The 19,331-nt window shown below is 72.3% G+C and carries 14 protein-coding genes; 6 read left to right on the top strand and 8 right to left on the bottom strand.

The window, feature by feature from the left end:
• The first annotated feature begins 213 nt into the window (after positions 1 to 213).
• Both OWM54_RS16035 and OWM54_RS16030 read left to right on the top strand, forming a co-directional pair.
• Positions 214 to 1,950 carry a sensor histidine kinase gene (locus OWM54_RS16035; protein ID WP_223745994.1) on the top strand — a complete coding sequence of 579 codons (1,737 nt, stop codon included), beginning with the start codon at positions 214 to 216 and terminating at the stop codon, positions 1,948 to 1,950.
• Between the two features lie 48 nt (positions 1,951 to 1,998).
• Positions 1,999 to 2,781, top strand: a complete 783-nt coding sequence (locus OWM54_RS16030) for an SDR family NAD(P)-dependent oxidoreductase (protein WP_267698062.1) — start codon at positions 1,999 to 2,001, stop codon at positions 2,779 to 2,781.
• A 71-nt stretch (positions 2,782 to 2,852) separates the two neighbouring features.
• Here the strand turns inward: OWM54_RS16030 and OWM54_RS16025 are convergent, their stop codons facing one another.
• A complete protein-coding gene (locus OWM54_RS16025; protein ID WP_141324897.1) occupies positions 2,853 to 3,461 on the bottom strand; it encodes a hypothetical protein in 609 nt (202 codons plus the stop codon).
• 233 nt (positions 3,462 to 3,694) lie between these two features.
• Here OWM54_RS16025 and OWM54_RS16020 point away from each other — a divergent pair, with 233 nt between their 5' ends.
• Positions 3,695 to 4,480 carry a 2-keto-4-pentenoate hydratase gene (locus tag OWM54_RS16020; RefSeq protein WP_223745997.1) on the top strand — a complete coding sequence of 262 codons (786 nt, stop codon included), beginning with the start codon at positions 3,695 to 3,697 and terminating at the stop codon, positions 4,478 to 4,480.
• A gap of 7 nt (positions 4,481 to 4,487) precedes the next feature.
• Here the strand turns inward: OWM54_RS16020 and OWM54_RS16015 are convergent, their stop codons facing one another.
• The 3 genes from OWM54_RS16015 to OWM54_RS16005 form a co-directional block, all read right to left on the bottom strand.
• A complete protein-coding gene (locus tag OWM54_RS16015) occupies positions 4,488 to 5,942 on the bottom strand; it encodes a hypothetical protein (RefSeq protein ID WP_267698061.1) in 1,455 nt (484 codons plus the stop codon).
• A 341-nt stretch (positions 5,943 to 6,283) separates the two neighbouring features.
• The gene (locus OWM54_RS16010; RefSeq protein WP_267698060.1) at positions 6,284 to 7,573 is read right to left on the bottom strand and encodes a hypothetical protein; all 1,290 of its coding nucleotides are present in this window, start codon (positions 7,571 to 7,573) and stop codon (positions 6,284 to 6,286) included.
• Positions 7,574 to 7,691: 118 nt separating this feature from the next.
• A complete protein-coding gene (locus OWM54_RS16005) occupies positions 7,692 to 9,146 on the bottom strand; it encodes an FAD/NAD(P)-binding protein (protein ID WP_267701135.1) in 1,455 nt (484 codons plus the stop codon).
• Positions 9,147 to 9,297: 151 nt separating this feature from the next.
• On the opposite strand from OWM54_RS16005, the gene OWM54_RS16000 reads away from it, so the two are divergent.
• Positions 9,298 to 9,870 carry a cysteine dioxygenase gene (locus OWM54_RS16000; RefSeq protein WP_267698059.1) on the top strand — a complete coding sequence of 191 codons (573 nt, stop codon included), beginning with the start codon at positions 9,298 to 9,300 and terminating at the stop codon, positions 9,868 to 9,870.
• Here the strand turns inward: OWM54_RS16000 and OWM54_RS15995 are convergent.
• The 4 genes from OWM54_RS15995 to OWM54_RS15980 form a co-directional block, all read right to left on the bottom strand.
• Positions 9,809 to 10,801, bottom strand: a complete 993-nt coding sequence (locus OWM54_RS15995; RefSeq protein ID WP_046711070.1) for a sensor histidine kinase — start codon at positions 10,799 to 10,801, stop codon at positions 9,809 to 9,811. The genes OWM54_RS16000 and OWM54_RS15995 overlap by 62 nt on opposite strands.
• Positions 10,802 to 11,008: 207 nt before the next feature.
• On the bottom strand, positions 11,009 to 12,190 hold the full coding sequence (locus OWM54_RS15990) for a serine/threonine-protein kinase (RefSeq protein WP_267698058.1): 1,182 nt from the start codon (positions 12,188 to 12,190) through the stop codon (positions 11,009 to 11,011).
• Between the two features lie 134 nt (positions 12,191 to 12,324).
• Positions 12,325 to 13,314, bottom strand: coding sequence for a hypothetical protein (locus tag OWM54_RS15985; protein ID WP_223783560.1), 990 nt, complete (start codon positions 13,312 to 13,314; stop codon positions 12,325 to 12,327).
• Positions 13,315 to 13,558: 244 nt separating this feature from the next.
• Positions 13,559 to 14,962 (bottom strand): serine/threonine-protein kinase, encoded by a 1,404-nt coding sequence (locus OWM54_RS15980; protein ID WP_223746004.1) that lies wholly within the window; start codon positions 14,960 to 14,962, stop codon positions 13,559 to 13,561.
• Positions 14,963 to 15,244: 282 nt separating this feature from the next.
• Here OWM54_RS15980 and OWM54_RS15975 point away from each other — a divergent pair, with 282 nt between their 5' ends.
• Positions 15,245 to 17,506, top strand: a complete 2,262-nt coding sequence (locus tag OWM54_RS15975; RefSeq protein ID WP_194869594.1) for a PAS domain S-box protein — start codon at positions 15,245 to 15,247, stop codon at positions 17,504 to 17,506.
• Between the two features lie 20 nt (positions 17,507 to 17,526).
• Positions 17,527 to 19,302: an OPT/YSL family transporter gene (locus OWM54_RS15970; protein WP_267698057.1), complete on the top strand. Its 1,776-nt coding sequence runs from the start codon at positions 17,527 to 17,529 to the stop codon at positions 19,300 to 19,302.
• Positions 19,303 to 19,331 lie beyond the last annotated feature (29 nt).

The following is a 19,331-nucleotide window of genomic DNA, read 5'->3' as shown; positions in this document are numbered from 1 at the left end:
AGGGGGAGCGCGGGGGCCCGGGTCGAACGGGGCGCAATGTACGCAACCGAGCCAGCCGTCACCAGCATCACGGAAAGCGCGCCTCGGAGCGTCGTCCTCTCGCGTCAAACGGGTGACGACTCCGGCTGCCCGGAGGGTGGGCGAGCGGCGGGGGAATACAGAGCACTGGAGGCGCGAGGGGCCGGACCGGGTTGTGTGTAAAGGGAGTCAGACATGCCCATGGAACCTGTCGCGCCGATGTCCGAGGAAGAGGCGCGCGCGGCGGCGGATGCGGATTCACGGCAGCTCCTCTCGGCGGCCACCGTCGAGGAGGCGCTCACGGTGCTCGTGGAGGTCGCCCGCCGGCTGACGCGCGCGCACCAGGCGACCGTGGTGCTGACGCCTGCTCCCGGCAGGACGCGGGGGGCGAGCGTCACCTCGCTCTCGCGCGCCTACGAGGTCTGGGGCGGCTACGCCGTGCCCTCGGCAGGCGGTCGAGCCCGGCGGGAGCGCCGCGCCGCCACGCGGGGCGCGGAGCCCCGGGGTCGGCTGGCGGTGGCGCTGCCCTCGAACGCGGGGGTGCTCTACCTCTTCGACCGGGAGGTGGGGGACTTCAGCCACGAGGATGAGGTGGCCCTCTCCCGGCTCGCCCGCCTCGCGGGCCTGGCGCTGGAGTCCGCCCGCCTGCTGCGAGAGGAGCAACAGGCGCGCACGGAGGCCGAGGACGCCGAGCACCGCGCGGCCTTCCTCTCCGACGCCAGCCGCCTGCTGGCCTCGTCGTCGCTCGACCCCAAGGTGACGCTCGACACGCTGGCCCGCCTCAGCGTGCCCGTCATGGCGGACTGGTGCTTCGTCGACATCATCGACGAGGGGGGCGCCGTGCAGCGCACGTCCGTGGCGCACGCCGACGCGCGCGATGCGCCGCTCGCCCTGCGCGTGCGCGAGTTCCCTCCCGGGCCCGAGGGCAGCATCCACCCCACCACGCGCGTGGCCCGCCACGCCGAGTCCCTGCTCGTCGATGACGTCGACGACGCGTGGCTGCATCGGGTGTCGGTGAGCGAGGCGCACTACCAGACGATGCGCGAGGTGGGCTTCCACGGCATCATGTCCGTGCCGCTCGTCGCGCGGGGCCGCTCGCTGGGCGCGCTCACGTTCCTGGCGGTGCGCCCCTCGCGCCACTACAGCCAGGCGGACCTGGAGACGGCGCAGGACCTGGCCCGCCGCGCGGCGCTGTTCCTGGACAACGCCCGGCTCTACCGCGAGGCGCGCCGCTCGGTGCTCTTGCGCGACGAGTTCCTCGCCGTGGCCAGCCACGAGCTCAAGACGCCGCTCACGCCGTTGCAGCTGCGCCTGCAGTGGCTGCGGCAGCAGACGCCCAAGGACAGGCCCTACCTGCCCACGTCGCTGGTGCTCTCGCAGCTGGACGTGGTGCAGCGCCAGGTGGACAAGCTGTCGGGGCTGGTGCACGGCCTGCTCGATGTCTCGCGCATGTCCAGCGGACGGCTGTCCTTGCACCGTGAGGACGTGGACCTGGAGGTGCTGGCGCGCGAGGTGAAGACGCGCCTGGCGCTCGCGGCGAGCCAGGCTGGCAGCGAGGTGTCGCTCACCACGCACGGGGACGTGAAGGGGCACTGGGACCGCTGCCGGCTGGAGCAGGTGTTGACGCACCTGCTCGCCAACGCGCTGAAGTACGGCGCGGGCCAGCCGGTGCGCCTGGAGCTGGAGGACGCGGGGGACGACGTGGTGGTGCGCGTGGAGGACGCGGGCATCGGCATCGCGCGCGAGTACCAGTCCCACATCTTCGAGCGCTTCGGCCGCGCCGTCAGCGAGCGGCACTACGGCGGCCTGGGCCTGGGGCTCTACGTCACCCGGCAGATCGTCGAGGCCCACGGCGGCACCATCCAGGTGGCGAGCGAGCCGGAGAAGGGCAGCCACTTCGAGGTGACCCTGCCCCGACGCGAGAGCACCTGACGTGCGTCCCGCTCCCGCTCGGCTATAAACGCCCCGGGAGGAAACAACATGTCACGCAAGGTGGCCCTCATCACCGGAGCATCGGCGGGGTTGGGCGAGCAGTTCGCGCGGCGCTTCGCTCGGGACGGACACGACGTCATCCTCGTCGCCCGCAGTGCCGAGCGCCTGGAGGCGCTCGCCGCGACGCTCCAGAAGGAGCACGGGGTGACGGCCCACGTGCTGCCCGCGGATTTGACGCGGCCGGAGGCGCCCGAGCAGCTCTTCGCGCAGGTGGCCGAGCGCGGCCTCGTGGTGGAGTTCCTCGTCAACAACGCGGGCTTCGGCTCCGCGGGCCCCTTCCTGGACCAGGACGTGAAGCGCGAGGGGGAGATGGTGGAGGTCAACTGCACCGCGCTGTTGAAGCTCACGCACCTGTTCGCCCGGCCCATGCGCGAGCGCGGCCACGGCCGCATCCTCAACGTCGCCTCCACCGCCGGCTTCCAGCCGGGGCCCTACATGGCCACGTACTACGCGACCAAGGCCTTCGTCGTGTCGCTGTCGGAGGCGCTCTCCTACGAGCTGAAGGGCACGGGCGTGACGGTGACGTGCCACTGCCCCGGCGCGACGCACACCGAGTTCGCCCAGCGCGCGGGCAACGACAAGACCCGCCTGTTCCAGCGCACCGGCGTGGCCAAGGCCCCGGACGTGGTGGAGCACGCGTACGCGAAGATGATGCGTGGGCGCGTGCTGGCCATCCACGGCGTGGCCAACGCGGTGGGGGCCTTCATGGTGCGCCTGAGCCCGCGCGCCGCCGTGCGCGCCATGGTCGCCGGGCTCAACCAGCAGGGCTGAGCGCCTGATGCGGACCGGGCCGTGAGCTCCTCGGCTCGAGGCGGCGTCACGGCCCGGCGCGCGACCTCACTTCAGTTGAAGGTCGCGGTGAACAGCAGCGAGAAGTGGGTGACGTTCCAGTCGTCGTTGCCCTCGCCGCGGATGCGGCCCAGCGCCAGCTCCGCGCCGATGCCCACGCCCCAGTTGTCGCTCACCCACCACTCCTTGCCCAGGCCCAGGTGCAGGCCCACGCCGGTGTCGGTCTCCGCCTCCGTCTCGCCCTCGTACGAGGCGCTGAGCTGGTTGGCCACCACCGCGCCGGAGAGGTAGAAGTTGACGGGCATGAAGTAGTACGCGAGGCCCACGCCGATGGCGGCGTAGTTGCTGGCCACGTCGTCGTCCTCGTCCCCCTCGATGGTGACGCCCTCCACCTCGATGTCCGGGTTGGGTGTGGAGGTGCCGAACAGCTTTCCGTAGAGGATGAAGTTGTTGATGGGCGCGAAGCCCAGCTCCAGGTTGAGCGTGCCCGCGCCGCCCTTGAGGGCCAGGTCCACGCCTTGTCCCACGGCGGCCGAGTGCGTGTAGCCCAGGCCGAGCTGACCGCGCAGGTAGAAGCCATCGTGGGTGTGTCGGCCGCGGTCATCCGCCAGCGCGATGGAGGAGGGAAGCAGCACTGCCGCGAAGAGCCAAGAGTAGCGCATGAAGTCGAGTCCTTGCTTCGGTGGAGCCCGCCCCGGCCGGGAGGTCTCGTCGGGGTGATGCCGCATGGCGACCGCTCGATGCCAGCCCGGGAGACACCCCCAATCCCGGGTCCTCGGGCTTATACCCCGGTGACGGCCGATGCGAGCAACCCTCGCCCGACACCGCGAAAGCTGCTCTGCTGCGCGCCCCCCGGCGCCGGCTTTCCGCGCCGCGGACTCAGAAGAGGGATGCGATGACTGGGACTGTGAACCCCGCGGAGCTGGCCCGACGACTGGACGACGCGAGGCGGGAGCGGCGGGAGGTGCCGCCCCTCACCAACGAGCTGCCCGCGCTGTCCGTGCCGGACGCGTACGCCATCCAGGAGGAGGGGCTGAAGCTGCGGCTCGCGGCCGGTGAGCGCCTGGTGGGATTGAAGATGGGCCTGACGTCCGAGGCCAAGCGCCGGCAGATGAACCTGGACTCGCCCGTGTATGGCGTCCTCACGGACAAGATGCGCGTGCAGGCGGACGGCGTGGTGTCGCTCGCCCAGGGCATCCACCCGAAAATCGAGCCCGAGATTGCCTTCCGCACCGCGCGCGAGCTCAAGGGCACCGTGACGCGCGACGAGGCGCTGGATGCGTGTGAGTCCGTGTTCGCGGCGATGGAGATCCTCGACTCGCGCTACCGCGACTTCAAGTACTTCTCCCTGCCGGACGTGGTGGCGGACAACGCGTCCTCGTCCCTGTTCGTCCTGGGGACCCAGGAGCACCCGCCGCGCGCCATGGATTTGACGCGGCTGGAGATGAAGATGTTCGTGAACGACGCGCTGGCGCACTCGGCCCGCTCGGACGCCATCTCCGGGGACCCCGTGTTGTCGTTGGTGCAGCTGTGTGAGCTGCTCGCCAAGCGCGGACAGGTGCTGCCCGCGGGGAGCATCGTGCTGGCGGGCGCGGCGACCATCGCGCACATGTTCCAGCCGGGAGACCGGGTGAAGCTCGTCGTCGAGGGACTCGGCTCGGTGGCGGTGTCGGCCGCCTGAGGCGTCGTCACTGGAACCAGGAGGAGGCCACGCCCGCGCTCTGGTGGCGCGGGCGCACGTCCGTCTCCAGCCATTGCACCGCGTACCGCTCGCCGTGCTGCTTCAGGAACGCGTCCAGGCGCTCCGGCCGCAATCGCTCGCGGGTGGAGTGATGCGCGGACAGCGCGCGCCGCATCGCCGGGTGGTAGCGCACGAAGGACGCGAAGTCGCGCGGGTACTCCCGCGCGTCCACGCCGAGCAGCTGGCCCCGGGTGCGGCCTCGCGACAGCAGCTCGCGCCAGTGCTCCATCGTGGCGAGTCCGATGGACTCCACCCCGCGTGAGCAGAGCGTCAGGTACATCGTGTCCCACGGCGTGGAGCGGTCCAGGTAGCGCTCGAGCGCGCGCGCCGAGGCCCGCGTGTTGAGCACCATCCAGAACGGCACCGCGCCGGTGCGCAGCGTCCACCAGGGCTCCAGGAGGATGGAGCACTCCGCCAGCAGCTTGCCGGAGGGCATCTTCCGCTCGCGGTACCAGTGCCGGTACAGGTCCGCCACCAGCGGGCTGAGCGCCTCCGGCTCCGGGTAGACGATGCGCTTGAGTCTCCAGCGCCGCTTGCGTGCGAGCCGCAGCAGGTCCTCGCGCAGGGCGGGCTCGAAGCCCCACTCCGCCTCCGGGCTGTCGCTGTCCGGCGGTGGTGACGGCCAGCGCGTCAGGGACGAGCCCTGCTTGCGCAGGTAGGCCTCCACGCGAGGGCCGCCCAGGTAGTACTCGTCCGGGCTCGCGCCGCCGAGCGAGCCTTGTTGGAAGACATGCCGCTCGCCTTGCTGGAGCGTAGGCCAGCGCAGCTCGCACTCGGACACGAAGAGGGTGGCGCCGGGCTCCAGCGCTTCCTCCAGGAAGCGGATGTACGCGGGGCTCAGTCCGCGCCGCTTCACCCGGAAGTGCGTCAGCCCCTGGAGGAGGAGCCGGTCGTGGTTGGCGTCGTGGGTGTGGTGGAGCTGCAGGTCCGGATGGGATTCCAACAGACGACGTGCGGGCTCGCGCGCGAAGCCGAGGGTCTTCATCGGCTCGTCCACGGGCACCTGGCCGTCATGGCGCACGGACAGCAGATGCGTCTGCGGCAGCCACGGGATTCCCAGCGCGGCGCACAGGTGGACGAGCGCGCCGTTGGTGGCGCCCACCACGGCCGCCGGGTAGCGGCGCCTCGGGTAGCGGCCCACGACCCAGCGTGCGAGGGCCTCCGCGTCGAAGCGCGCGAGGGCCCTCGGCGTCAGCGCCTCCGCCAGCGCGCCGCGCACCCACGCGACCTCGCGCAGCGGCACCGACAGGCGGTTGACGGCGGGCGCCAGCGCCTCGAACAGCGGATGCGTGTGGCGGTGGGCTCCCAGCGCTGGAGCGTCCCGGCCGTGCAGGAAGGCCGCGAGCGCCCGCAGCAGCGCGGCCGAAGAGTCGAGGTCCGCGACGAAGCGGCCCGCCCTCATCGCGCCAGCTCCGCGCGACGAGCCTCGGGCGGGTTCGGTGCGAGATGACGTGCGCCAGGCGAACTCCGCGCCGCTTGCTCCGGGTCCACGCGCCGAGGCCCGTTCGCGTCCGGCACGCGCCGACGGGCATCGGGCGAGCACCGTGCCTCGCGTGCCGACTCCTCGCGACGAGCCCCGTGCGCGTCCGACGCCGCACGACGTGCGTGTGGTGGATTCATCTCCCCCTCCAGGGCTCTGGCTCGGCGTCCTCAGGCAAGGTAGCCCTGGCGCACCCGCCGGGCAGGCCGCTGACCGGGGCCTGCTCGCCTGCAGTCCCGGGAGGCGCGGGTGGACGCCGTGCGTCAGGGCCCCGGCTGTCGCGCCAGGTCCGCCGTCACGCGCAGCCCCTGGGCCGCGTACGCGCGCGAGCAGGGACGCAGCCGGGCCTCGGTGGGCCCCATCGGCTCCAGCACGAAGGAGGAGTCCTTGTGGCGGGGCGGCGAGTCCGGCCAGTGCCCCCGCTCGGCGCGCGCCAGGTCCACCTCCGCCAGCGTGATGAGCGCGTCGTGCTGCAGCCGGCGCAAGTCCAGCCGCTCCGCGTACTCGCCATACGTGACGACGTCCGGACCGTGGAGGCTGAGCGTGCCCAGCTCCAGCAGCGCGAACGCGCGCCGGCGCGCCCCCGTGGGCAGGTCCGCGGCGGCCGTCAGCGCGTCGAAGCCCTCCACCAGCTGCCACCACGCGCGCCGCGCCGTCAGCGCGTTGTCGTCCGGAGGCGCGAGTCCCAGCAGCTCCGGCGGGACGATGTCCTGGCTCCCCGCCGGCAGCCGCGCCAGCGTCTCTTCGGAGAGCAGCGGCCGGAAGTGGACCAGCTGCAGCAGCACCGACTCCTGCCGCAGCGTGACGGAGAAGGGCGCGTACCCATCCGCCAGGCGCGCCAGCTGCGAAATCGCCAGGCGCTTGCGCTCCAGCGGCGCGGCGTCCAGCGCGTCCGCGCAGGGGTGATAGAGCACGCCGTGGCCCGTGGCGGAGAGCAGCTGCCCCTCCATGCCTCCCCCCAGCTCCAGCTCCCGGCTGAGCGCCAGCGCGTCCAGACACACATCCAGCGCCGCCGAGGCCTGCCCGTGGGACAGCCGCACCCGCGTCTCCAACGCCGCCAGGTGCACCACGTACATCAGCGCGAACCGGCCATTGGCGCGGGCGGGCGTGAGGGGCGCCAGCGCCCCCAATCGCTCGGGCAGCCCCCCCACCTCCGCGTGTGTCGCCAGCAGCACCCGCGCGAGCAACGGCCGGGCCCGCTCCAGCGCCTGCTCACAACCCTGCGTCAGCGCCGACGTGGGCAGCTTCCCGTCCGCCACGTCCCGACAGGGCTGCCCCTGCGCCGAGTTCCCCTGTGGCTTCTGTTGCTCCTGATACAGCTGCAGCACGGGCTCGAGCAGCGGCTCCAGGTGGCGCGCGAAGCTGCCCGGGACCGAGGGATTCACGTGCGAGGGCCGCGCGTAGCTCGTGCGCGACAGCTCCCCCACCTCCCGCACCAGCCGCTCCTCCAGGGGCCCCGTGCGCAGCTTCACGTACGCCCACCCGCCCCCGCAGGCGAGGAGGACGGCGAGTGCGCCGCCAGCGAGGGTGTAGAGGGGACGGTGGAGGGCCATGAGGGGGAGTCCGGCGGGCGGAGCCTCGCATGAAACCCCCGCTCCGGGGACTCGCCGCGTCATCCTTCCGTGACTTCACTCGCCGTCTGGGACCGGGGGCCAGCGTCCGGCCCGAGGGTCAGCCGGCACTGCGGCGGGGAGGCAGGAGGCCATGGTTCAGCCGGGCCAGCAGGTGGTCCGCGAGCGCGCGGGCCTGGGCGCGAATCTCCGGCACGGCCGTGGTCTCCCACAGCTCCCCCCGGCGCAGGGGTCCCAGGGTGTAGAGGAGCCCTCCTGTCCGCCCGCTCGCGTCCAGCAGGGCGCCGTGGCTGTCGGTGTCCAGGCCCATGCCGAGCGTGTCCGGCCGCAGCCGCCCCTCGTCCGCCAGGCGCTTGAGCAGCGGGTGGCCGTGCCGGGTGACGGTGCCCTCGGGGCCGGTGCAGTTCACCACGTGGCGGACCTGGAGATGCTCCTCGCGGCCCTCGCCTCGCGGGAGGATTCGCGCGTGGACCGTGCCGGTGTCGTCCAGCCGGAAGCCGCGCACCCGGGCCGCGCGCACCGTCAGCCGTCCTGTTTCCATCAGCTGCTCGAGCCCATCGGCGACGCCGGGCGCCATCCGGTGGCGGTGGACGTCCCAGTAGGAGCGCAGGTGGCGCAGGAAGCGCCGTCGCTCCACGTCCGACAGCCGCTGCCACAGGGGCACCGTCACCGGCCTCAACGCATCCACCACCGCGCGCCAGCTGGCCCCCGCGTCCGTGGCCCGGCGCACCTCGCGCCGCAGCACCCGGAGCAGCGCGCGCACGCGCACGGGGATGGGGTGCAGGGTGGTGTCGTCCTGGGGCCGCAAGCCCTCGCGTCGCAGCGCGCGCAGCACGTCGCGGATGCCGGGCGAGTCGTACGTGCCCGCGGCGGCCCGCACGTGCCGGTGGGGCAGCAGCCCGTGCCGCGACAGCGCGTACAAGGGGCCCGTGTGGCCCTGCTCCTCCAGCGACAGCACGGCGTCCACCATGGTGAGCCCCGTGCCGATGAGCAGCACCGCGTCCTTCGCGCCGATGCCGGCGAGCGCGTCAGGGACCCACGGCGAGCGGTGGTAGTGGGGGCTCGCGTACAGCCCGCCGTCCTCCACCCGGAGGTCCGCGGGGTCCGCGTTGCCCAGCGCCAGCACCGCGCGGCGCGCGACGTGCTCCGCGCCGTCCCCGGTCGTCAGCGTCACCAGGCCGCCGTGCTCGCGCATCGAGACCACCTGCGCGGACCGCGTCTCCAGCCGCACCCCCGGGGCCGCGCGCGCGCGGGTCTCCTCCAGCACCTCCGCCAGGTATTGGCCATAGCGCTGCCGGGGGACGAAGTCTCCGGGCGCCGTGTCGGGCGCCTGTCGCCGCACGGCGCGCAGGAAGTGCTCCGGGTCCTCCATGAAGGCGCCCATGCGCCCGGCGGGGACGTTGAGCAGGTGACGCTGGCTGCGGGTCGAGTAGGCGAGCCCCTGGCCCACGCTCCGGCCTCGCTCCAGCAGCAGCACCCGCAGGGGCGCGCGTGCCTGCTTCAGGAGGTGGATGGCCAACAATGTTCCGCTGGCCCCGCCCCCGACGATGGCCACATCCCATGGGCTGCTGTGTCCTTGCACGCCGCAATCCTATGTCCGCCTGCGCGTGACGGCATCCACGCTGGCGGTGTGGACAATCGGATGGCAACCCCTGGTCAGGGTCCGAGGGCGTGTCCACACTCCCACGCACATCCCGGGAGGACCCATGCGAGAGCGCTCCACCACAGGAGAGTGGGACCGTGAGGTCCCGGACACGAAGAGCCTGCTCGGCTGGTCTCTGCCAGAGGGTCGGGACGCCGTCCCATCGCTGACGTGGCTGGTGGAGCGGCTTCGTCACAGCCGCCCCGACTGGGGGCTGCTGGGCTCGCTCGTCCGGTTCGACGACGCGCGCTACGTGCGCACGACGCTGGCGAAGACGGACGCGTGTGAGCTCCTGCTCGTGTGCTGGATGCCGGGGCAGGGCTCGCTCGTGCATGACCATGGCGGCTCCGCCGGCGTGTCGCTGCTCGTGCAGGGGAGCCTGGACGAGACGCGTTACGACTGGGCGGGAGACAGGCTGCTGCCGGCCGTCGTCGAGCGCGCGCGGGAGGGCGACTTGTTGATCGAGGCGTCGGACACCATCCACCGCGTGCACAACTCGTCGCGTCGGGGCGCGGTGTCGCTGCACCTGTACGCGCCGCCGATGGAGGGCATGACGCCCTACGACAGCCAGGTGGTCAGAGCGCCGCGTCCAGTTGCCGTGGGGGCTGGGCGAAGGCGCCGGCCACAGGCAGGGTGACGCGGAAGATGCTGCCCCGGCCGGGCGCGCTCTCCAGCGTGAGGGTGCCGCCCAGCGACGTGACGATGCCGTGGCAGACGGCGAGCCCCAGGCCGGTGCCCACGCCCAGGGGCTTGGTGGTGAAGAACGGGTCGAAGATGCGCTCGCGGTGCTCGGGGGAGATGCCGCAGCCGGTGTCGCGCACCTCCACCGCGACGACGCGCCCGGGCATCGCCTCGCTCGCGACGACGCGCACCTCGTTGAGCTCCACCTGACCGGGGACGATGGCCTGCGCCGCGTTGAGCAGCAGGTTCAGGAACACCTGACCCAGCCGGGCGCCGTTGCCCTGCACCGGGGGCACGCCGTCGCACTCGACCACCAGGCGCGCGCGGTGCCGCAGCTCGTGCATGGCCATCTTCGCCGCGGTGCGCACCACCGCGCCCACGTCCGACGGGCCGCTGCCCACGTCCTCGGAGCGCGAGAGTGTCTGCAAGTCCCGCACGATGAGGCGGATGCGCTCGGCGCCGTCGCGCGTCTCGGCGAGCGCCTCCAGCACCTCCTGGCGCTCGCGCTCGGGCAGCTGCTCCTTCTGCTGGAGCTCCTGGTGGATGTACTCCAGGTTGCTGAGGATGAAGGCGAGGGGGTTGTTGATTTCGTGGCCCACGCCCGCGGCGATGCGGCCCAGGGCGATGAGCCGGTCGGCGAAGAGCAGCTGGGCCTGGGTGGCGTGGAGCTGCTCCAGGCTGCGCGACAGCTTGGCGTTGGCGGCCTCGAGCTCCGCGGTGCGCTCGCGCACCGTCTCCTCCAGCGCCTCCGAGGCCTCGCGCGCGCTGGTCGTGCTGGAAGCTTCCGGGCCGGACGGTATCCCCTGACGTGCCAGGAAGGCGCGTCGCAGCGTGCCTCGCCGCTGCGCCACCGCCGACATCAACAGCACCCTGGCTCGTAGCGTCATCACGTCGCAATCCCAGCGTCAGGTGTCCATCCCGTGGAACGCGCGGGGACGGGTGGACAGTGCCAGTCAACACCGCCAGGACGGCCCGGGCAAGGAGCCGATGTCGTCTGGCGAGGCGGCGAAAGCACTTCCAGGTGGGTAGTCGACGGCGGCGCGCCCCCCTGTCGGAGCCAGCGTTGGGCGGTGGAAGCTTGGGCGCGGGGTGTGTCACCGCGCGCGCGGAGTCTCGGAGGCGTGGCGGTCCGACGCCACCGAGGGCTGCGCGCGCCGGGCCCAGCACGCGCCACCCACCAGACACGCACCCATGACCACCGCGAGCAGGAGGCTCGACACGCCCTTGAGCCGCGCCGTCCCCGTCGCGGGCCGTGCCCGGACCACGAGCCGGGGCACCTCGGGCTCGGACGCCGGCCGGTACGCGGGCAGTCCACCCGAGCTGGCCGCGCCGCGCCGCCCTCTCGACGGTGGCCGAGTCCCCTCGGTGGAGGCGGGCACGTCCGCCACATCGGGGAACAGCGGCGCGTCCCACGCACCGTCCGCCGACGCGAGCTCCGCCTCCAGCGCCGAGCACCACGTGCTCGCGGTGCCGCGCCGCCAGGGCTGCTTGGACAACAGCCGCGAGCACAGCTCGCTCAACGCCCACGGCACCCGCGGGTTGAGCACGTGCGGCGACACCGGAGGGTGGTGGATGACGGCCAGCTCGCCCTCGGGCGTCTCCACGTCCACGAACGGATGGCGCGCGGTGAGCATCCAGTAGAGCACCACGCCCAGCGCGTACAGGTCATCCGCGGACGTGGGCGGATACACCCCGTCGGGATGCGCGCGTCGGAACGCCAGCGCCTCCGGGCTGCGGTAGCGCGGCGTGCCCGGCGGCAGCACCCCGCGCGGCAGCCGGGGCGCCCCCGAGTAGTCCCCCACGCCGAAGTCCATCAACACCGGCGTGCCGTCCTCCTCGCGCACGACGACGTTGTCCTCCTTGATGTCGCGGTGGAGCACGTCCGCCGTGTGCGCCGCCTCCAGCCCCCGCGCCATGCCCAGCGCCAGCGTCGCGGCCCCTCTCGCGGACGGGTTCTCCTCCTCCACCCACTGCGCCAGCGGACGCCCCCTCACGTACTCCATCGCCAGGTAGAGCCACGCGGGGGACTCGGAAGGAAAGAGCCCGCCCGCGCGGAAGCCCACCACGTTGCGATGCGCCAGCCGCGTGAGGATGGCCACCTCGCGCAGGGCCCAGCCCCCCAACTGCTCCAGCGACTGCAGCTTGAGCGCCACGGGGGCCCCGTCGCGAGAGGCGCGGTACACCACGCCGCACCCTCCCGCGCCCAGCAACGCCTCCACCCGGTAGCCCGCGATGTCCGCGCCCTCGGGCGCGTCCAGGACGTGATGCTTGTCCATGCCACCTCCCCAGTCGGACACGACCTCGGGAATGGGGTGAAGCTAGCACCACCTCCGAGGATGTCCCCCCCGACAGCGGGGAGGGGCCCACACGCCCCGGCCGCGAGTGTGCGGCAGCGGATGGCGCGCTGCCCTCAGGGGCAGGCGCCGCAGTCGGCGTTGCAGCTCGTCGCGGTGGTGCCCGTGCCGCAGCGCTCGGTGAACTGGCAGACGCCATCCCCGCACCGATAGATTTCCGCGGGGCGGATGCGCGCGGTGATGGGCTGGTAGGTCTTCGCGTTGTGCGTGCACGACGCGTAGTAGGGCAGGGGGTTGTTGCCGGCGTCCCTGGCCACCGTGCACAGCGAGGCGCACATGCCCAGGTGGGTGATGGGCGGGCACTGCTGCGTGGTGCCCGAGGCCAGCCCACACGTGCGAGGCGTGCTCCGCTCCGCGGTGAGGTACGGCTGGTCATTGGCCGCGAACACGCCCGTGCCGTCGAAGAGGTTGCCGAAGTAGCAGGCCTCCTTCTCGCTGTAGAGGTCCAGCTCCGCCTGGGTGTAGGGGATGGCTGGAGGCGTGGAGTCGCTGGTCGCCGCGACGCGGCCCAGCACGGAGATGGGCACGTGCAGGCCGTACTTGTTCGCGTGCGCCGCCAGGCACGCGGACACCACCTGCTGCTCCGCCTCCGTCGCCGCCGCCCCGTTCGCCCAGCTCGTCGCCAGCCCCAACGAGCCCAGCCACGTGTACTGCACCCCCGTCACCGGGTTGGTGAAGGTGCGCGTCTGCCCCGCCGCCACCGCGCACGTCACCACGTAGGACATCACCGCGTCCGCCGTGCTCGGGTCCTGGTTGAACCAGTCCTTGAAGCCATTGGTCGACAGGCCGTTGGTGGACAGGCCATTGGTGGAGAGCCCGTTGGTGGACAGGCCGTTGGTGGAGAGCCCGTTGGTGGAGAGCCCGTTGACGGACAGCGCATGCACGCGCAGCTGCCCCAGCTCCTCCCCCACCGGCTCCAACTCCACCCCGCAACCCGCCGCCCCCATCCCGAGTCCCCAACCCAGGAGCCCCACCACGCCTCCGCGAGCCCAACGGCGGATGGAGCGGGTGTGGCGAAGCGACTGCGAAGCTGGAATGCGGTGCATGCGTTTCCCCCGTGTGTGGTGGTCAGCGAGGGCTGACCACCTTGTCGTCCACCCGCTTCAGCGCTCCCAATCGCGCTGAAAACTGATGGGCTCGACAAGATTCGTAGGGGATTTCCCTGCGCGCATGCTGCTATGGAGGAATTTTCTTTTCCCGTCGAATCAATAACAGCAGGGTTGTAAAGTCCTAGACCCAGTCATGTCTGGATGGATTGGATTCAACGGAGAGTTTGTATTTCAGGAAAAACTAGAGAGGCTCTGGAAACTCCAGGCTCAGCGCGGCAGCGGGGGTCAGGGCGAAGCCTTCCGGTCCGCGCAGCCTCCAGGCGCTCACGTCGGTGACGGGTCCGCCGACGATTTCGGATTCGCCGGTGTCCCCGCGCGTCTCGGCCTGGCCCAGGTGCAGGCACAGGTGGACCTTGGCATCCACGGGGTCGGCGAGCTTCTGCGCGGCCTGCTGGAGGATGCGCAGCGAGCGCTCCGCCTCGCGCAGGTAGGTGGTGCGCTCGGGGGTGGGCGCGCCGTTCTCCAGGGGGCGCACGGCGAGCAGCGTGGTGCCGGACTGCAGCGCCAGCAGGAAGCCCCCGCCGCGCAGGCCCTGCTCCAGCCCGTCCAGCACGTCCGCGAGCACCGCGTACATCGCGTCGTCGTCCTGGGCGGCCGCCGTCGACAGCACCACCTCCGCGTGGACGGCGAGCGCCAGCCGGGTGCGGTGGGTGGGCTGCACGGGCTCCTCGGCGGCGTCGGCGAGCGCGGCCAGGAACGCGCCCACGCTGCCGAAGCGGCGGCTGGCGTCCTTCTCCAGACAGCGCAGCACCACCTGGTCCACGGCCGGGGACACCGGGGCGATGGCGCTGGGCCTGGGCGCGGGGGCCTCCAGGTGCAGCCGCTCCAGCTCCATCCGGTCCTCGCAGAGGAAGGGGTAGCGGCCGGTGAGCAGCTGGTGCAGGAGCACGCCCAGCGCGTAGATGTCCGTGTGCGGGCCGATGGCGCCCCCGCGGAACTGCTCGGGCGCCATGGCGTGGGCGGTGCCCAGCCGCTGGCCGGCGATGGTGAGCCCCTCCTGGGTGGCCTCGGCGGACAACAGCTTGGCGATGCCGAAGTCGAGCAGCTTCACCCGCGGCTTCTCGCCCTCCTCCACGACGAGGATGTTGCTGGCCTTCAGGTCGCGGTGGACGACGCCCGCGCGGTGCGCCGCCTCCAGCGCGCCGCACACCGGCTCCAGGTAGGCGCGCGCGCGGGACGCCGACAGCCGCCCGCGCTCCTGCACCACCTGGCCCAGGGTGCGCCCGGCGAGCAGCTCCATGACGTAGTAGGGGCTGCCGTCCGGCATCAGCCCGAAGTCGTAGACGTCCACGATGTTGGGGTGGCGTATCTGGTTCACCACCCGGGCCTCGCGCACGAAGCGCTTGAGCATCTCGCCCTGATCCGCCAGGTGGGGGTGGAGCACCTTCACCGCGGCCCGTCGGCCCAGGATGCGGTGCTCGGCTTCATAGACGCTGCCATGTCCGCCGGAGGCCAGCAGGGCCTTGAGGACGTACTCGCCCGCAAGTGTTCCCGGGCCTCGGCCCGCATCGCCTCTTGTCCGCTCGGTGCCATGGAGATCCGCGCGTGCCTGGATGCGGAACGTGCTCTCGGAGTCGGCCGCCATGTGGCGTCGTACCCTAGCACCGCGCCCGGGACGCCTGCTGCATGGCCTGGGCCCGAAGCGTCCGCCGCGACGCGGCAATCCTACCTGGGCGTTCACCACCCATCACAGCGGGTGGCGGAGGCAGGGGCAGATGTTGCCTGGCGTATGCTCCAGGGCCCCATCACCCCGGGTGGTTGGACGCTGGGCCCGGGGACTGCTGGATTCTCGGGACGTGACACCACGCGTGCAAGCTGGGGCAGGTGGAGTGGACGGACGCGGCGCGGGGTGCCGGGGGGCTGCTTGATGACGACATTGGATGACCTCACGACCTGCGCCGGTCTGGCGCTGGCTCCGCCGTCCTCGACGGGAGCCTGCCTCATCCTCATCAGCACCACGACGCCCGCGGCCATCGGCAAGGCGTACCGGCTGGAGCCCGGCGAGCACATCATCGGCCGGGGCTCCGAGGCCACGGTGCGCATCGACGACCATGGCGTGTCGCGCAAGCATGCCCGCATCGTCCGCCTGCCGGACGGGGGCTGCCACGTCACGGACCTGGAGTCCACCAACGGCACCCTGCTCAACGGCACGCCCATCGCCACGGCGGAGCTCCAGGAGGGCGACAGGCTCCAGATTGGCACCGTCACGGTGTTCCGCTTCTCCAAGCGGGAGCTGCTCGAGCAGCGCGAGGAGGCCCTGCGCCAGGCGCTGTCCGCCGCGCGCGTGGGCATCTGGGATTGGAACGCGCAGAGCGGCCGGGTGACGTGGAGCGAGCAGGTGGACCGGCTGTTGGGGCTGCCCGTGGGCAAGCTGTCCGGCCGCGCCATGGAGCTCGAGGAGGTGGTGCACCCCGCGGACCTCCCGCGCGTGCGGGAGTCCCTGTCCATCGCGTTGGAGAAGAAGACGCAGGTGGACGTGGAGTACCGCATCGAGCCGCAGGGCAGCGGGTGGCGCTGGATTTCGTGCAAGGGCGACGTGCTGTGCGACGCGGCGGGGATGCCCGCGCGCGTGACGGGCACGGTGATGGACATCACCGCCCGCAAGCAGGCCGAGCAGGAGCTGGCGCGCCAGGCGCTCATCTTCGAGAGCATCTACGACGGCGTGGTGATTACCGATTTGGGCGGCGGCATCATCGACTGGAACGCCAGCGCGGAGCGGATGTTCGGGCGCAACAAGACGGAGGCGCTGGGGCAGACGCTCTTCCGCGTGCTGCACCCGGACGAGCCGGACCGGATGACGGGCATGGTGCTCGCGGGGCTGGAGAAGCAGGGCCGGTGGTCGGGGGAGCTGGAGTTCAAGCGCCGCGATGGCACCACCTGCTGGTGTGAGTCCGTCGTCGTCCCGCTGCGCGACAGCGAGGGGCGCACCATCGCCAACATCATGGTCCACCGCGACACGTCGGAGCGAAAGCAGCTCCAGGCGCACCTCGTCGTGGCGGACCGGCTGGCGTCGGTGGGTACGCTGGGCGCGGGCGTGGCGCACGAAATCAACAACCCGCTGGCGTACATGCTGGTCAACCTGCACCTGGTGCGCGAGGGCCTGGAGCGGATGGAGAGCCAGGTGCCCGCGGCGGCCATCGCCTCGCTGCAGCAACTGGTGCGGGAGACGACGGAGGGCGCCGAGCGCATCGCCACCATCGTGCGCGACTTGAAGGTCTTCGCGCGCGGCGAGCAGGAGGTGCGGCTGATGCCGGTGGACGTGCGGCGCGCGGTGGAGCTGGCGTGCAAGATGGCGGACAACGTCATCCGTCACCGCGCGCGGCTGGTGACGGAGTTCGAGCCGGTGGCGCCGGTGGAGGCCAGCGAGTCGCGGCTGTGCCAGGTGTTCCTGAACCTGCTGCTCAACGCGGCGCAGGCGATTCCGGAGGACCGCTCGCCCGAGCACGAGCACGAAATCCGGGTGGTCATCCGCGCCGGGGACCGGGGCCGGGTGCTGGTGGAGGTGCGCGACACGGGCATGGGGATGACGGCGGAGGTGATGGACCGCATCTTCGACCCGTTCTTCACCACGAAGCCCGTGGGCGTGGGCACTGGGCTGGGGTTGTCCATCTGCCACGGCATCATCGAGTCCATGGGCGGCTCCATCCACGCGGAGAGCGAGCCGGGCAAGGGCAGCACGTTCCGCGTCGTGCTGCGCGCGGCCACGCGGGAGCTGGAGCTGTTGCCCAGGCTCCAGACGGTGGTGCCGACGAACGCGCGGGCGCGCATCCTGGTGGTGGACGACGAGCCGAACGTGACGCTGGCGCTGCAGCGCTCGCTGGCGGCGGACCACGAGGTGGCGACGGCGAACAGCGCGCAGGCGGCGCTGCGGCTGCTCAACGAGGGCAGCCGCTTCGACCTCATCCTCTGTGACGTGATGATGCCGGGGATGACGGGCATGGACCTGTACAACGAGCTGGGCCGCAGCGCGCCGGAGCAGGCGGGCCGCATGGTGTTCATGACGGGTGGCGCCTTCACGCCGCGCACGGTGTCGTTCCTGCGCGAGGTCCCCAACCTGAAGATTTCCAAGCCGCTGGACCTCACCCAGCTCCGCGAGCTGGTGGGGCGCTCGGCGGAGGCGAGCCGATGACGGGCTCGGCGGAGCGCGCTGTGTCTGCCTCGACGACCGCACCTGACTCCGCCGACGACGTGCGCTTGAGCGCGGTGGCCCCGGCCCCCGCGGCCCCTTCGCCCGAGGCGCGCGAGTGGACACCGCGCGCGGTGGGCATGGGGTTGCTGGTGGGCTCGCTGTTGGCGGTCACCAACGTGTCCATGGGGTTGAAGCTGGGCTGGTGGGAGAGCGGCTCGGTGATGGCGGCGGTGCTGGGGTTCGGCGGGCTTTCGGCGGTGTCTCGCCGACGCGGGGCTCCGTACACGACGCTGGAGAACAACCTCACGCAGGTGTCGGCGGTGGCGGTGGGCGCGATGCCCGCGGCGGCGGGGCTGTTGGGGCCGCTGCCGGCGCTGATGTTGCTGGGGCTGGAGGTGCCGGGCGTGGCGGTGGCGGCCTGGAGCGTGGCGCTCGGGGTGTTGGGCGTGCTGGCGGCGCACCTGCTGCGGCGGCGGTTGATGGAGGAGGAGAAGCTCGCGTTCCCGACGGGCATCGCCACGGCGGAGCTCATCACGGCGATGCACGCGTCGGCGCCCGAGGAGAACCGGGGGCGGGGCTGGTGGCTCGCGGCGGCGGCGGCGCTGTCCACGGGCTTCACGGTGTTGCGGGATGCGTTCCAGAAGGTGCCGGGGATGGTGGCGGCGCCGGGCACGGTGGGCGGCGCGTCGGCCGCGTCGCTGACGTGGGGGTTGGCGTGGAGCCCCATGCTGGTGGCGGTGGGGATGATGGCGGGGCTGCACCTGGGGATGAGCATGCTGCTGGGCGCGCTCGTGGGGTGGGGTGTGCTGTCGCCGTGGCTGGTGTCGACGGGGGCGGTGAAGGAGGCGGGCTTCGATGCGCTCCAGACCTGGCTCACGTGGCCGGGCGTGGGGCTGCTGGTGGGCTCGGCGGCGGTGTCGCTCACGGCGCAGGCGCGGGACTTCTGGCGGGTGGCGAAGGACCTGGGCTCGCTGCGGAGCGGCGGGGGGTTGCCCCGGTGGGCGTGGCTGAGCGGGGGCGTGGCCTGTGTGTTGGCGTTGGGCCTGGGCGTGGGCGTGTATGGGATGAGCGCGGCGCAGGGGGTGCTGGCGTTGGTGTTGGTGTTGCCACTGTGCGCGGTGTGCGCGCGAGGGGCGGGGCAGCTCGACGTGTCGCCGGTGTCGCAGGTGGGCCAGCTGTCGCAGGTGGCGGCGGGCGTGCTGCTGCCTGGAGGCGTGGGGCCCAACGTGGCGGTGGGAGGCGTGGTGTCCGGGGCGGCGGCGCAGACGGGCGTGAGCCTGTGGGCATTGAAGGCGGGGCACCTGTTGGGTGCGTCGCCGGGGCGGATGCTGGGGGCGCAGCTGTTGGGCGTGCTCGCGGGTTCGTTGGTGAGCGTGCCGGCGTACCTGTTGCTGACGCGGGCGTATGGCTTGGGTTCGGAGGCGCTGCCCGCGCCGTTCGCGCAGCAGTTCCGCGCGGTGGCGGAGCTGGCGTCGAGAGGGCTGGATGGCTTGCCGCCGAACGCGCTGTTCGCGGGGAGCGTGGCCGCGGGCGTGGGCGCGCTCCTGACGTTGCTGGCGCGAGGGCGCGCGGCGCGGTGGGTGCCCTCGCCGGTGGCGATGGGAATCGGCTTCATCCTGCCGGCCTACTTCGCGGTGACGCTGTGCCTGGGTGGCGTGCTGGCGGCGGTGGCGCGCTGGCGCTGGCCGGCCTCGACGGGACGCAACGTGCCCGCGCTGGCTGCCGGGGCGATTGCCGCGGAGTCTCTCGTGGGCGTAGCGCTCGGCGCGCTCAAGCTCTTGGGCTTCATGGCGTAGCGAGACGCGCAGGGGCAACGAAGAAACGA

Source organism: Myxococcus sp. MISCRS1, assembly GCF_026626605.1.
GTDB classification, from domain to species: domain Bacteria; phylum Myxococcota; class Myxococcia; order Myxococcales; family Myxococcaceae; genus Myxococcus; species Myxococcus fulvus.
This window is presented reverse-complemented; position numbering and strand designations above follow the sequence as displayed.